We start from the raw sequence: 13,949 nt of genomic DNA on the forward strand, positions 1-13,949 counted from the left end.
TTTATATTTCTTGTAACCAATTAATATATTCTCTTATAATTGCAGATTCAGAATTATTATTAACAATTGTTCTATAAAACGCATTTCCAAAATTTACTCTTAATGCAGGTTTTTCAATCAAAGTAATCAATGATTCATAAAATAACTCATCACTTTCAGATGGAATACTAAAACCATTTACACCGTCTTCAATAATTAATGGAATCTCTCCTACTTTAGTGACAATAACTGCCATCTTATTCAATCCATATTCCAACAAAGAGACAGGTAATCCTTCAGATTTTGAAGTAAGTATAGCTATGTCCGTTTGATTTAGAATATTCACAATATCATTTCTAGTACCATATAGATAAACACTTTTCTCTAATTGATTAGAAGAAATCGAAGTTTTTAACTTTTTAGAGTATTTATCTTCAAAATCTTTTCCCACTAAATGAAAAGTCCAATCGGGATTTGTGATTTGCAATTTTTTTGCCACCCGAAGAAGCAGGAAATGGTTCTTTTGATCTCTTAAATTAGCTAAACAAGTTATTCTTTTTCCTTCATTACCCCTTAGCTTAGTTTCTTTAGCATAACTATTTTCATTTTTAGTAAAATTAGGAAGATAAATTACATTTTTACAATTTAATTCCTTTATTGCCCAGTTTTTAAGTTGATGATTCACCGCAATAATACCTTTGAAAAAAAAGGAAGAAATTTTTAAGAGAACCCATTTCTGTGAACTTAAAAACTGACTTAATCCATTATGATCGTGCCATATAATTTGGATTTTTGGATACAAAACTTTAACTAATATTGCAATGAAGTAAGAACTACTATGAGGCTGAAGTATTTCAACATCATTTTTTTTGCAATATGCCTTTAATCTAAAAACAGCATTAATATCTACCGTACTTTTTCGATTTAAAAAAAAATAATTGACATTGTTTTCAATCTTACTTTTTAAATCTCCTTCCTTCCTAGTAGCCACTAATCCTGAAAAATTAATTTCATTTGAAAGTGCATTAGCAAAATTTATGGCCATTCGTTCAGCACCTCCAACTTCTAGAGAATCAATAATTTGAACTATTCTCATGGATTTAATAAATTTTTAATCTCCGTTTCAAACAAATCTAAAGTGTATTTTCTTGACCATAGAATACTTTTTCTAACTTTACTATCGTATGCTTCTTGATTATTTAGAATAGCTATTATTTGTTCTAAATCGTCATTAAAATTCATTTTTAATAGTAATCCTCTATTACCGTTATCTAACATGTTTTCTATACAAGAGACTCTTGTAGTAATTGGCAAACATCCCCAAAACATAGATTCTGCAACTACTTTTGGCCAACCTTCACTTTGTGAGGGTAAAATCATAAAATGGCTTTCTTGATACACTTTTTTAATACTTTCCTGAGAATGATTCCCTTTTAGGTGAATAAATTTTTCTAAATTATTCTGAAAAATATATTCTTTTAAACTATCTGCTTCTTCTCCATTTCCATATATAGATAAATTAACTTTATACCCTCTCTCTTTTATTTTTTCTACAAGTTTTACAGCATATAAAGGTTGTTTGCCTGTAGATAAAGTTCCTACAAAAATAAACGAAATTAAATTTTCAAAATTTCTTGTAGCAATAGGTAATTTTTCTTTCTCCCAATAGGAAGCTGTAAAAAACGGTTTAATATTTTTAGAACTACTTTCCCATTCACCATATACTAAAACTTGCATATTTTTTGTTAAAAATGTATTATTTAAAATCCATTTTTGCAATCTATAACTTAAAGGCTGTTTCGATTTTGGGTCCCAATTTCCTGCATATTTTGTTGTTTTCTTCTTTTTAGGGAAGAAAATTTGAACTATAGCCCCCATTAAACCAATATTTCCAGGGCAACGTAAATGAATATGGTCTGCCCAAATCATTGATTGAAATATTTTATAAAAATTAAAAAAAGAATTTAAAAATGCTTTAATGAAATTATTGAATGATTTAACATTAAATTCCTTAGCAAAAAATATTTTTGATATTGGGAAATTAATTTTTGAAATCAACAATCCATTATCTTCCTTCCAAACAGGGCAAAAAAAGGCAATTTCATCTGAATATTTTGCCCAAATTTCTAATTCCTTTACATAAGGACTATATGCATTATACAAATTGTTCTTTTGTACCAATGGAGAAGATGATATTACGATTAGTTTCATTATATATAACCTTTAGAACCTCTGTCAGATACTATATAAGCTGGAACGCCAAGAATAGTGCAATTAGACTTAACATCCGTATTTACTAAAGAACAAGCGCCTATTAATACATTATCTTCTATTACTATTTTTCCTGCAACTACGCTATTTGCACCTATATATACGTTATTACCAATTATTGGAACTCCTCTTTTATCTCCTAATCCAGAAACTCCAATAGTAACCCCTTGAGAGATATTACAATCATTTCCGATAACTGCATCAGAATTAATAATTATTCCGCCAAAATGTCCAATATAAAAAGAATGCCCAATTTTTACCGAAGCTGGTATGGAAATCCCAGTAAGTATTTCAATTATTTTTTGCCATGAATACATAAATAACATAAATATATGCCGAAAAGGCTGTATTTTAATTTTTTCATTGAAAAAATGAGCAATTCTATATTGAAAGATAGCCCAAAAAGCCTGAGTAAAAAATAAAATTACAATGAAATTTGATCCATATTTTTTCATTTTTTTATAATCAGAATAGATTAAATGAAATGTAGTCATATTATTTTTCTGAAATTGAATTGTAGAATTCAACATTTTTTTTTACAATTATGTTCAAATCATACTTATTAATAACAAATTCTCTTGCTTTTTTCCCTATTAGTACAGATTTTTCTTTATTTGAAAGAACCCATATTATTTTTTCTGCTATTTCATTTGGATTTAGCGGGTCACAAAGCAGGCCTGTTTCAAAGTTTGAAATTGTTTCTATTCCTGGTCCTAATTTTGTAAAAACTACTGTTTTTTCCATTGCCATGGCTTCTGGCGCAACTAAACCTTGGGTTTCCATGTGAGATGGAAAAACACAAACCGCAGCTTCTGCATATTTTATGGGAATTAATTCATACGAAATTGCCCCGTGAAAATGAATTGCATTGGCTGTTTTTCCTAGTTGTAGTAATTCATTTTTTTTTAATTTTTCTATATATGAACTTCCATCCGGGAAAAACCAATCTCTACCATAAATTTCTAATGTTGCTTTTGGAAAACGTTCCTGTACTATTGGAAAAGCTTGTATGAGCTGTCTAATTCCTTTTTTTTCGCAAACTGTTCCTGCAAAAACAATTCTATCTTCAATAATTTGTAAATCTAATGGTCGAAATAATTTTGTATTAATTGGGTAATTTATTAAAACTGTTTTTTTGTTGTTGTAACTCAAATATTTCTCAGTATGCGTCTTTACATATTGAGAAACTGCAATAAAACCATCTGCTTTAGAAAATGATTTTTTTTCCTGAAATCCTTTCCATTTATTTATACCTCTATTCTCAGCCTCGCTAAAAAAATGATGTCCGCCATGCAAACGAATTACATATTTTATGCCAACTGTTTTTTTTATAAATGCAAGCCCAAGTTCTGAGGTTTCTATAATATCAATTGGGTATTTCTGGTGAATTTCTTCGATTTTAGAGTTAATTTGTTTAGAATTGAACCACCAGGAAATTCCTTTAATAAAATTTTTCTTTAAACGAAAAATTCTTATACCTGATTCATTAGTTTCCTCGTTATTAGAAGTATAATTTATTCCAACCACACTTACATCTATACCTTTTTCAACTAATTTTTCAGCAATGGTCTTTACAAAACTTCCTATTCCACCATGAGAAAAACCAGGTTTAGGATATTCGTGCGTAATTATACAGATGTGCATGCTTTTTCTAATTCTATTACTAGTTTCATACTGTTTTCATTTAATGGATGTTCTACAATTATTTCCATCCACTGGGTTCTATCTTTTCCTATTTGGTTTGGCTCTTGAATTGCTTTTATGATCTTAACCGCAATTTCAAACTTATTATCAATCCAGCCAACAGCTTCAAGGGTATTCATACTTCTAAAATGCTGAAACTTATAAACCTCTTTTACTGGTAATTTAGAATTTAATTCTGGATCATAATTAAAATACAATCCAGGTTTATTCAATACTGCAAAATCATGCGCCATGGTACTTCCGAGATTTACAACAACATCTGAATGCAGAACCGTATTTACCAACAAATATAAATCATTATAACTTGGAAAAATATTTATAAAATTAACATCTCCCTCTGATTCAGTTCGCCAATCTGGATTTACTACAAAAACCAATTTCTTATATTTTTCTAAAATAGTATTAAACCGACCAGATTTATCAAAAGGATTTATACGGAAAAGTATTTGTGGACGAACAACTGAATCTACTTTACTAATTTCTTCACATAAATCTTCTAAATAATTAGGATCATAAGGCGAAGAAGAATCGTTAGACGAAAAACAAATTGTTTTTTTGTTGACATCTAAATTATATTTATTAAAGAACTCAGCTTTGGCTTGATGTAATTTTTTATCAAAATAAAACTCAAATTGTGGTGTTCCAACAACTTTTATTTGATTTTTATTTATTTCTGGATACAGTAAATTAAGTTCATTTTTCATAAGCTCTGACCAAACAAAATAGTTGTCGTAACTAGAAATCAATCTTGCTTTTGGTACATTATCCCAAGAATAAATGACTGTTGCCGTTTTAATACCCTTGCTTTTAGCATAATTTATTATTGGAGCATTAATAATAGAACGTTGGTGTAAATTCAACACAATATCAGGTTTAATTCGGTTTATTTCGATGGATAATTGTTTTGCCACATTAGTATTTAGCATTAAATTATCATATTTTTTTTCAAGAAAAAGTATTAAATTATATGATTTAGAAACAAAAAAACCTAAAAACTCCGATAAATTTAAAAGAAATTTGCGTTTAAAACCTTTCTGATTCCTATTCCAAAAGTATAGAATAGATTTGTTTTCAAGCTTTCTAATATTGATTAGAAGTCTAGCATAAACTACAATTTCCCTTATAATTCTTGCGATAAAAGGTTCGGTAAAATAAGCAATAAAGTTAAATTCTTTTATGTCTTGAGTAACTGATTTTATCTCAGCTATAGCTGCATTCGGAATTTGATGAAAAACATAAATTTCAAATCCTTTTTGGGTTAATTTGCTTACAAAATCGGAATACAAGTAATTTCTTACGACAACCCCATCAGGTATAATTAAAATGATTCTCATATGTTCTATCTAATTATTTTTGAGCTATAAATTATTATTTCTTTTGCTGATACAAACTTGATTTGACAGCTCATTATTATCTTTTGAAAAATTACTCAAACTAAAGTTAATTGTGGTTTCTGATGGAAACAATTGGTTGCGAAAATTGGATTTTTAAATCAAAAGATTTTTCCTCTTAAAAATTTGAGTTCTCAAAACGAAAAATAGTAACAACTGATTCACAATCAACTGCAACAGATAAATTATATTTTGAATTTGACATAGTTATAAACTTCCAATTCTTCCATGATCAGAAAAAGAGCGATGCACAATGAATTCCTTATTTAATGGTTGCTCAGATAGAAATGTAATATCGCAAAAGTAGCCTTTTTCTAAAGGGTTCAATCGCCAAGGAACAAAGCATTTATAATCTAAAACCCAACCTTTTTTCTCTAAATCTTTAGTTTTTAAATCATTCCAAGAAGTAATATAATCCATCCAGTTATAACCTATTTGCCAAGCTTGAGATTCAATTTGATTCACATCAGTTATATCAACAACTCTCAAACCTCCAACATTTTCTTGGCTTACAGCTCTGGACCCATCTTCTAAAATTATTCCTTTTAATGATGGCTGCTGAAAGTAATGTGTGTCTTTAATTATTAAATTACTTACATTGACAACTGTTGGTTTACATACGTTTTCTGTGCTTATTTCATTTAAACTTGGATTTATTTTTACATATCTTACTAAATCATAGTATCTAATCCAACGCATGTTTTTATACAACCCCAAACCAGCTTCATTGGCCGCAGTCGCAGCTAAAGGATAATAATTTCTTGCCAATTCATATAACTTTCCTAAGATACCTTTTCCTCTGCATTCTTCGTCTAGATATACATTGATAATCCAAGCAACACCGCCACCAAAATTGGCACCTACGTGACCAACAATACTTCCGTTTTCATTTAGACAAATTAACGACCTTCCGTATTGTTTTTCTCCGTACTGCCAATTCCAAAATTCTTTATTTTGTAGTGGATGATTGGACCTATAAACTCTGGTAAAAAAGATAAATAATTTATCCCAATCTTCAATGGTTGCTTCTCTAGTTATCATACTACTTTATAATTTTTTCCACCTGGCATATCGTTACAATCAAATCTATTTAATAACAAACAATTACTGTCTTGAGTGTTGATGCCACGAGTGGTTGTGAAACCATATTTATAGCCAGCTTTTATTGCGATTCTGGCAACTTCGCTTGTGCTTGCTTCTGGCGAACCATAAGGATAAGCAACGGTTTCTATTTTGGTATTTGTTAGCTTTTCAAAATACAACTTTGAGTTTTCTAATTCAAATGTAATTTCATCTTCATTCATCAAACCAATAGGAAAATGATTGTGGGTGTGACTTCCTAAAAAACCTTTTTTACTCAAATGAACAATTTCTTTTTCATTCATGTATAATTCATTCAATACCTCATTTTCGTTAAAATAATTATCAAAAATAACTTTAATAATCTTTTCTTGAATTGTAAAATCCATTTTGAAGTTTAGAAGAAATTTTAATACTGCGGTTTCTTTATCATCATAAATATAAATACTTTGCGCTTTCTCAACAATAGCATCTGAAATCGTATTTAAATCATTCTGATGGCTTATTTTTGATAAGAATTCTTTTGGCGAGAGCATTGATCTTAACAAATGAATTTTATGAACTGTACTAACTTTCTTATCTTGATAATTTCTAGAATTTGCAAATAAAATTACGGGAATATTTAATTCTTCTAGTACTGGTACAGCACAATTGTATTGTTCTTTCAAGCCATCATCAAAGGTGATTAAATAATAATTATCTTTTGACTTTAAAATTTCATCGCCATTCAAAATTAAATCAATAGAACTTATAAAATCGCCTTTGCCTTTTAATAAAATCAATTGATTTTTAAATAAATCGGGGGTAACACCAAAAATACTAGGATAATTGGCGTTAAAATTTTCTCTGATATAATGATAATTACTTATTGTAAGCATATAAATTCAACAATTAATATTCTACAAATCCCTAAATTGCTTCTGATGATTAACGTTCCAAATACTAGAATTTTTTAAAGATTCTAAAAACAATTGGGCACTATTTCCTTCTCCAAAATCAGAATTTGCATTTTGAATTTTATGAGAATCTATACTATTTAATGCACTTAAAATACTGTTTTCAGCATAGTCAATATTGATAATATCGGCATGAACGGCTCTATTTTGTTGGCGCGTTCCTATATTAATAATTGGAATTCCGTAATAAGGAGCCTCACGAATTCCTGCACTACTATTACCAATAATAAATTGTGCATTCTTGAGCAGAGTTAAAAAATATTCAAATCGAAGTGATGGAAAAACTCTAAAACGTGAATTCATTTTAAATTCTTGATAACTATCTATGATGTACTTACTTCCTAAATCGTTATTGGGATAAATAATAATATAATTGCGATAATCTTCTAACAATGCATTTACAAAATTATCTGTATATTCTTTCATCTCATTGACTTCAGTTGTAACAGGATGAAACATTACGATTCCGAATTGCTTAAATGGAATTTGATAATATTCTTTTACTTTTTCTAAACTAGGCAATGCATCTGAAAACATAATATCAATATCAGGCGAACCAATAGTATAAATTGATGAATCCATTTCGCCCATTTGAAGTAATCGTTTTGCCGCTTCTTTATTTGAAACAAAATGAATATGACTTAGTTTAGTTACACTATGACGAATGAGTTCATCAACAGTTCCAGATAATTCACCTCCTTCTATATGAGCAACAAGAATATTATTTAATGACCCTACAATAGCTCCAGCTAAGGTTTCTACTCTATCACCATGAACCACAATCAAATCAGGTTGCACATTTTTACAATAAGATGACAAACCCTCAATGGTTTTTGCTAAAGTTAAATCCATGGTGGTTTCGTGCGTATTATTTTCAAAAGAGTGCACATTTTTAAAATTGCATCTTTCAATTTCAATAAGTGTAAATCCATACTCTTTTTGCAAATGCATTCCGGTAACAAAAACAAATACTTCAAAATTTTGATGTGAGTCAATAATTGTTATGAGCGATTTTATTTTTCCGAAATCGGCACGAGTTCCTGTTAGAAATAGGATTTTTTTAGTCACTTGACAATATTTTTTATTATTCCAAATCCTAAAATTGAAAGTATAAATTTCATAATTATTGTAGGCGTAGTTTTCTTGATAAACGTTTTAAAATCGCAATAATCAAAATAATCAATTAGTTTAATATTTGATATCAACTTAATTACATTGGAATAGTTCTTTTCATTAAAAGCTTTAGTAATTAAACCTTTATTAAAATTACACAGAACTACTGCTAACAATTTTTTATTTAATGAATATCTATTTATAAAAAATTTTCTGCAGTTGTAAGTATCCTTTGAAGTAAGTAAACCTTTATCAATTCCAACAGGGTGGCTTGCACTATTTTGTAAAATTCTATAAACGGTTGTAATGTCGGCCAAGAATCCAAATTTACTGTTTTGTGCACATTCCAATATGATTCTAGTATCTCCTATAATAGTATTATTTAAAAGTTCATTATGCAATAACTTTAATGTCTTTTTAAATAATTTTGCTTCAATCATCACTGTACAGAACTCAATATATTTAGATTTTAATAATTCTGAAATGACAACAGATTTATCAGAAAAGTGTTTTGTATTGATATCAATAAAAGTGTTTTGACTTTGATTAAAATGTTTAAGACCGGTATAGACTAGTCCAATTTCTTGATCACTTAAAAATAAATCTAATTGTTTTTGAATTTTAAATTTATCAACCCAATAGTCGTCTCCCTCACATAAAGCAATATAACTGCCATTACATTGTGAACTTGCATCAATAAAATTAGGCATAATTCCCAAATTTGCATCTCTTGACAAATATATTATGGAAGAAGATTTAGGATGTGTTTTAATTATTTCTTTGATAATTAAATCGGTTTTATCTGGAGAACAATCATTTGCAATAATAAATTCTAATTCAAAATTTCCTTCTTGCATTAATACACCTTGAATGGCTTGTTCAATATATTTTTCATGCCTATAGGTGATCATAATTACACTTACTTTCAACATTGTTACTAATTAAAAAATTAATGGTTTTAGTTCTTTTTTTATTACAGCTGGAATTCCTACAACTAAGGAGTTATCAGGAACATCTTTTGTAACAACAGAACCAGCTCCTACAATGACATTTTTTCCTATTTTTATTTTTGGTAAAACCGTTGCATTTGTACCTAAAATTGAATAATCTCCAATAACACAATTCCCAGAAACATGAACACCAGGTGACATTTCTACAAAATTTCCTATGTTGCAATCGTGACCAATTGTACAGTTTAAGTTTATCAAAACACCTTTTTTAATTGTAATATCATTTGTTATGACTGTTCCTGTCATTATATTACAACCCTCATCAATTGAATTTCCATAATGACCAATATTGGTATTTGGACTTATTGTAGAAACAAATATTCCACCAATTGAAGAGAAAGTATCGTATATTTTTTTTCTTAAAACTGGGTTTCCAATGCCTATAGTGAAATTATTATTTATGTTTTTAAAATGCGCTTCGGCTTCACTTAGGCTTTTTAAAATTGGGAACAAATCATACATTTTATTTGGTAAATCGGAATTTACATCATCATAAAAAACAAGATTATCAAGTTGATTAAGTTGATGTAAAACTTCTAAAACTTCTTTTGCAAAACCTTTCGCTCCAATTAAAATCATAAACAATTATTTATTATGTTTATTATTCTTTCCACATCTTTTATATCCAATTCATTATATAAAGGTAAACATAAAATTCTTGAAGCTATATCTTCTGAAATTGGCATTATAGCACAATTTACATAGTTTATTTTATTTAAGGAAGGGTAAAAATAACGTCTTGGCATTATTTTATTATCTAATAATACTTGCTGACAAGATAATAAAAGTTTCTCGTTTTTAAAAAGTATAGGATAATAAGCGTAATTCCATTTTGTGTTTTCTCTAATTTTTATAGTTTTTAGTATATTAAAATTTAAATTTTCATTATAAGTTTCAACAATTACTTTTCTATTACTAATTATTTCATCCAAATATTTAAAAACAGACAAGCCCATTGCTGCTTGAAGTTCTGATATTTTAGCATTTATTCCCAAACCATAAAATTCTAAAGGGCCATTATGTCCAAAATTATGACTATAAAATAATTGATGTTGCAGTTCTTTATTTTTTGCAAAAAGAGCTCCACCTTCACCAGTATGAAACAATTTTGTTGCATGAAAACTGCAAGTACTTATATCACCAAAATCAAAAATAGATTGATTTTTGTATTCTACACCAAAACTATGCGCTGCATCGTAAATAACTTTTAGATTATATTTTTTTGCTATACTTTCTATTTTTTCAACATTGCATGGATTTCCAAAAACATGAGTTGCTAATATTGCTGATGTTTTATCAGTAATTGCATCTTCAATTTTATTTTCATCAATTGTTAAATATTCGGGATGAATATCTACAAAAACAGGAGTGCAATTCTCCCAAATAATTGATGCAGTTGTTGCAACATAACTAAATGGAGTTGTAATAACTTCACCATTATTTGCCAATAGTTTTAATGCAATTTGAATGGGAATCGTACCATTATTGGTTACCAGAATATGTTCTACTTTTAAAAATTCTCTTAATTTTTCTTCTAGTTCTAGAACTAATTCTCCTCTATTCGTGAGCCATACATTACTCCATATTCTTTCAAGAAAATCATTATACTCATCTAAAGGAGGTAAAAAGGCTCTAGTTACATTTATCATATATTAATTAAAATCTTCAAAAGTTAATTGTTCATCATCATCAATATCTCTAGTAGCCACTTTTTTAATTAAATCATTAAAATGTTCCGCCAAAATTTTTCCAGTTCCAGGTCGTTTCACCCATATATTTTCTTTAGTTAATTTCTCGCCTTTTTTAATTTTAGCAATCGAGCATACCGTTGCAAAAGCAAAATCGATAGTTACTTGTTCTTCCTTTGCAGGTTCTTTAGTTCCGCCACGCATTTGCCAAATTTCATTTGAACTTACTATTAAATCAGTACAAGCTCTTTCATCCATACTACAAACAATATCAGGTCCGGTTCGTTGCATATGGTCCGTAAAATGTCGTTCTAAAATACTAGCTCCAAGCGCAACAGCTCCCAAGCAAGCATTATTATTTAGTGTATGATCTGAAAGTCCGAAAACTTTATCAGGAAAAGCATTATGCATTTGTATCATTGCTCCAAAACGAACTAAATGAATTGGTGTTGGATATAAATTTGTTGTGTGTAATAATGCAACTGGAATATTGTGTTTGTCAAAAATGGTAACTGCTTTTTGAACACTTTCAATTGAATTCATTCCAGTACTTAAAATTACAGGTTTTCCAAACGAACAAATGTGCTCTAAAAGTGGATAATTATTGCATTCTCCCGAACCAATTTTATAGGCAGGAATATCAAATTTCTTCAAACGTTCTGCTGCAGCTCGAGAAAAAGGAGTAGAAATAAAAATCATGTCTTTACTTTCGACATAGTTTTTTAGTTCAAATTCATCTGCTTCATTCAAAGAACAACGTTCCATTATTTCATAAATTGAAACATCGGCATTACCTGGGATTACTTTTTTGGCAGCACCGCTCATTTCATCTGCTACAATGTGAGTTTGATGTTTTACCACTTCAACTCCAGCACGTTTGGCAGCATCAACCATTTGTTTGGCAATTGCTAATGAACCTTCATGGTTGATACCGATTTCTGCGATTACTAATGGTGGATAATCAGTTCCAATTTTTCTTCCTGCAATTTCTATATAGTTTGGCTTCATTTTTTTTAACAATTAAAAATTAAAATGATTTAATATATAGTGAGCATAATCCAAATCATTTTGTGTATCGATATCAACATGAGCAAAAATATGATTTACAACAAACGGAAAAGCATTTTCTGAAATTATTTTATTATCTTGAATTGACTTGGCTTTACTTATATATAATAATCCATTTTCAAAAAATAGCGGCTCTAAATCTTGACTTCGTTGCCCAATTTCATAATTAAATGGAATAAATTTAGAATTGACAATTTTTCCGAATTTTTGATGGTTTTGTGAAACTGTAAATAAGCTATCGGAGCTAGTTTCTTTAAATGTATTATAACATTCTTTTAGCAAACTTTCTGGTCGAAGTGGATTAGTAGGTTGTAATAAAACTACATTTTCAACTTCATCTTTTATTGATTGTAAAACATGTTGCAACGTGGTAATTGTAGGTTCTAAATCACCTGAAATTACTATTGGTCTATCGATTACTTTAGCTCCAAACTGAAGTGCTATTTCTTTAATTTTTTCATCATCGGTAGAAACATAAATATCATCAATAATTTCACTATTGGCTTGGGCATATAAAATACTATGAACCAACAACGGGTAATTTCCTAATAAGAGAATATTTTTGTTAGGCAATCTTTTAGATCCTCCACGAGCTGGAATAATAGCGATTGTTTTCATTAATATTGTTGTGCCTCTGTTTTTGTTAATCCTTTCAACTGCAAAAACAATTTCCAAATATTTTTCTGGTAATTTATCCTGTAAAAAAGTTTGTTTTTGAACAAATTAATAAAATAATTGGTTGAATTGGGTTGTAAAAAAGGTGCTTCTAATTGAAATTTCATCATTTCAGTAGACTCGTTGACTGCATTCAAATCAACCATCCATTTCTCGTTAGTATTGCCCATATGAAAGGCATAATTATTTGCTGTAGTCAATCGCCAATGACCATTTTTAACGACCGGATAATCAAGAAGTAAATTTTCGCTATCGCCACCTAAAGCAAATGCTGTACTTTGGAAAGGTAACTTTCTAAAAATATCGCCTCGATAAGTTGCCACAAAATGACCTGAACCAATAACCGCTTTGAAATTGTTGCTTTCGAGGGTCAAATATTTTTGCAAGTGAATGTCTTTAAAATAATTTTCATTACCCACACTTATGCCAAATTTCTGCATAGAATTTGGGTTTTCGACTTTGGTAAACTTTAGTTTTTTTGAAAAATAATTGTCAAAAATTACATTAGCTGTTAGGTGTTTTACCATTTTCGAATTGGGAACCAAACCAACCAAACCTGCTTTTGTAAAATGAGTAAATACGTGATAAGTTTCTTTTTGCCAATCTTTTAAAAACATTACATCAGCATCAGCAACTGTTATTAATTGGAAGTTATGTCCCGAAATTCCTTTAATAATTGCATTGATCTTACCAATATTATGAACGGTAATTAACTCATTTATTTTCTTTTTATGTAGCAAATCGTTCAGAAACAAAACCACTTCATCACAACTACCATTATTTACTATAGTAATAAAGGTTTTATTGTGCGAATTTGCAAAAAGAGAGTTTAATGAGTATTTTAAAATACTAAAACTATCTTTAAAATAGCCCTCAAAATTGGGTAAATATATAGGAATAACGATTTGATGAAAATAATTATTTTCAACTATTGCATTATCTTTATTTGGATTAAAACCTATTCGCATAATAATTATGGAGCTTAATATTTTCACTGAGAAACTAAATCTCTTG

General features: G+C 28.9%; 14 protein-coding genes. All 14 read right to left on the reverse strand.

Annotation, left to right across the window (positions count from 1 at the left end):
* Window position 1 precedes the first annotated feature (1 nt).
* The 14 genes from ACFQ0S_RS03555 to ACFQ0S_RS03620 all read right to left on the reverse strand — a co-directional run bounded on the left by ACFQ0S_RS03555 (window position 2) and on the right by ACFQ0S_RS03620 (window position 13,903).
* Entirely contained in the window at window positions 2-1,075 is a 1,074-nt protein-coding gene (locus tag ACFQ0S_RS03555; protein ID WP_379753939.1) for a glycosyltransferase, read from the reverse strand.
* Window positions 1,072-2,190 (reverse strand): glycosyltransferase, encoded by a 1,119-nt coding sequence (locus ACFQ0S_RS03560; protein WP_379753942.1) that lies wholly within the window; start codon window positions 2,188-2,190, stop codon window positions 1,072-1,074. Before ACFQ0S_RS03560 ends, ACFQ0S_RS03555 begins: the two co-directional genes overlap by 4 nt.
* Window positions 2,190-2,705, reverse strand: a complete 516-nt coding sequence (locus ACFQ0S_RS03565; protein ID WP_379753945.1) for a serine O-acetyltransferase — start codon at window positions 2,703-2,705, stop codon at window positions 2,190-2,192. The genes ACFQ0S_RS03560 and ACFQ0S_RS03565 overlap by 1 nt, the downstream gene beginning before the upstream one ends.
* Window positions 2,706-2,745: 40 nt before the next feature.
* Window positions 2,746-3,894, reverse strand: coding sequence for a glycosyltransferase family 4 protein (locus ACFQ0S_RS03570; protein ID WP_379753948.1), 1,149 nt, complete (start codon window positions 3,892-3,894; stop codon window positions 2,746-2,748).
* Window positions 3,879-5,288 (reverse strand): hypothetical protein, encoded by a 1,410-nt coding sequence (locus ACFQ0S_RS03575; protein WP_379753951.1) that lies wholly within the window; start codon window positions 5,286-5,288, stop codon window positions 3,879-3,881. Before ACFQ0S_RS03575 ends, ACFQ0S_RS03570 begins: the two co-directional genes overlap by 16 nt.
* A 264-nt stretch (window positions 5,289-5,552) precedes the next feature.
* Window positions 5,553-6,386, reverse strand: a complete 834-nt coding sequence (locus ACFQ0S_RS03580; RefSeq protein WP_379753954.1) for a GNAT family N-acetyltransferase — start codon at window positions 6,384-6,386, stop codon at window positions 5,553-5,555.
* The gene (locus tag ACFQ0S_RS03585; protein WP_379753957.1) at window positions 6,383-7,303 is read right to left on the reverse strand and encodes a polysaccharide deacetylase family protein; all 921 of its coding nucleotides are present in this window, start codon (window positions 7,301-7,303) and stop codon (window positions 6,383-6,385) included. Before ACFQ0S_RS03585 ends, ACFQ0S_RS03580 begins: the two co-directional genes overlap by 4 nt.
* 21 nt (window positions 7,304-7,324) lie before the next feature.
* A complete protein-coding gene (gene neuC, locus ACFQ0S_RS03590) occupies window positions 7,325-8,449 on the reverse strand; it encodes a UDP-N-acetylglucosamine 2-epimerase (RefSeq protein WP_379753960.1) in 1,125 nt (374 codons plus the stop codon).
* Window positions 8,446-9,426: a glycosyltransferase gene (locus ACFQ0S_RS03595; protein WP_379753963.1), complete on the reverse strand. Its 981-nt coding sequence runs from the start codon at window positions 9,424-9,426 to the stop codon at window positions 8,446-8,448. Before ACFQ0S_RS03595 ends, neuC begins: the two co-directional genes overlap by 4 nt.
* Before the next feature lie 9 nt (window positions 9,427-9,435).
* Window positions 9,436-10,083, reverse strand: coding sequence for an acetyltransferase (locus tag ACFQ0S_RS03600; RefSeq protein ID WP_379753966.1), 648 nt, complete (start codon window positions 10,081-10,083; stop codon window positions 9,436-9,438).
* Entirely contained in the window at window positions 10,080-11,153 is a 1,074-nt protein-coding gene (locus ACFQ0S_RS03605; RefSeq protein ID WP_379753969.1) for a DegT/DnrJ/EryC1/StrS family aminotransferase, read from the reverse strand. The genes ACFQ0S_RS03600 and ACFQ0S_RS03605 overlap by 4 nt, the downstream gene beginning before the upstream one ends.
* A gap of 3 nt (window positions 11,154-11,156) precedes the next feature.
* Entirely contained in the window at window positions 11,157-12,200 is a 1,044-nt protein-coding gene (locus ACFQ0S_RS03610; RefSeq protein WP_379753972.1) for an N-acetylneuraminate synthase family protein, read from the reverse strand.
* A 12-nt stretch (window positions 12,201-12,212) separates the two neighbouring features.
* Window positions 12,213-12,878, reverse strand: coding sequence for an acylneuraminate cytidylyltransferase family protein (locus tag ACFQ0S_RS03615; RefSeq protein WP_379753975.1), 666 nt, complete (start codon window positions 12,876-12,878; stop codon window positions 12,213-12,215).
* On the reverse strand, window positions 12,878-13,903 hold the full coding sequence (locus tag ACFQ0S_RS03620; RefSeq protein ID WP_379753978.1) for a glycosyltransferase family A protein: 1,026 nt from the start codon (window positions 13,901-13,903) through the stop codon (window positions 12,878-12,880). The genes ACFQ0S_RS03615 and ACFQ0S_RS03620 overlap by 1 nt, the downstream gene beginning before the upstream one ends.
* Between the last annotated feature and the right edge of the window lie 46 nt (window positions 13,904-13,949).

Source organism: Flavobacterium myungsuense (assembly GCF_042677265.1).
In the GTDB taxonomy this organism is placed as follows: Bacteria; Bacteroidota; Bacteroidia; order Flavobacteriales; family Flavobacteriaceae; genus Flavobacterium; species Flavobacterium myungsuense.

Bases quoted from the DNA above. Each gene is read 5' to 3' on its own strand.
- ACFQ0S_RS03555 (WP_379753939.1), bottom strand. From the start codon at position 1,075: ATGAGAATAGTTCAAATTATTGATTCTCTAGAAGTTGGAGGTGCTGAA.
- ACFQ0S_RS03560 (WP_379753942.1), bottom strand. From the start codon at position 2,190: ATGAAACTAATCGTAATATCATCTTCTCCATTGGTACAAAAGAACAAT.
- ACFQ0S_RS03565 (WP_379753945.1), bottom strand. From the start codon at position 2,705: ATGAAAAAATATGGATCAAATTTCATTGTAATTTTATTTTTTACTCAG.
- ACFQ0S_RS03570 (WP_379753948.1), bottom strand. From the start codon at position 3,894: ATGCACATCTGTATAATTACGCACGAATATCCTAAACCTGGTTTTTCT.
- ACFQ0S_RS03575 (WP_379753951.1), bottom strand. From the start codon at position 5,288: ATGAGAATCATTTTAATTATACCTGATGGGGTTGTCGTAAGAAATTAC.
- ACFQ0S_RS03580 (WP_379753954.1), bottom strand. From the start codon at position 6,386: ATGATAACTAGAGAAGCAACCATTGAAGATTGGGATAAATTATTTATC.
- ACFQ0S_RS03585 (WP_379753957.1), bottom strand. From the start codon at position 7,303: ATGCTTACAATAAGTAATTATCATTATATCAGAGAAAATTTTAACGCC.
- ACFQ0S_RS03595 (WP_379753963.1), bottom strand. From the start codon at position 9,426: ATGTTGAAAGTAAGTGTAATTATGATCACCTATAGGCATGAAAAATAT.
- ACFQ0S_RS03600 (WP_379753966.1), bottom strand. From the start codon at position 10,083: ATGATTTTAATTGGAGCGAAAGGTTTTGCAAAAGAAGTTTTAGAAGTT.
- ACFQ0S_RS03605 (WP_379753969.1), bottom strand. From the start codon at position 11,153: ATGATAAATGTAACTAGAGCCTTTTTACCTCCTTTAGATGAGTATAAT.
- ACFQ0S_RS03610 (WP_379753972.1), bottom strand. From the start codon at position 12,200: ATGAAGCCAAACTATATAGAAATTGCAGGAAGAAAAATTGGAACTGAT.
- ACFQ0S_RS03615 (WP_379753975.1), bottom strand. From the start codon at position 12,878: ATGAAAACAATCGCTATTATTCCAGCTCGTGGAGGATCTAAAAGATTG.
- ACFQ0S_RS03620 (WP_379753978.1), bottom strand. From the start codon at position 13,903: ATGCGAATAGGTTTTAATCCAAATAAAGATAATGCAATAGTTGAAAAT.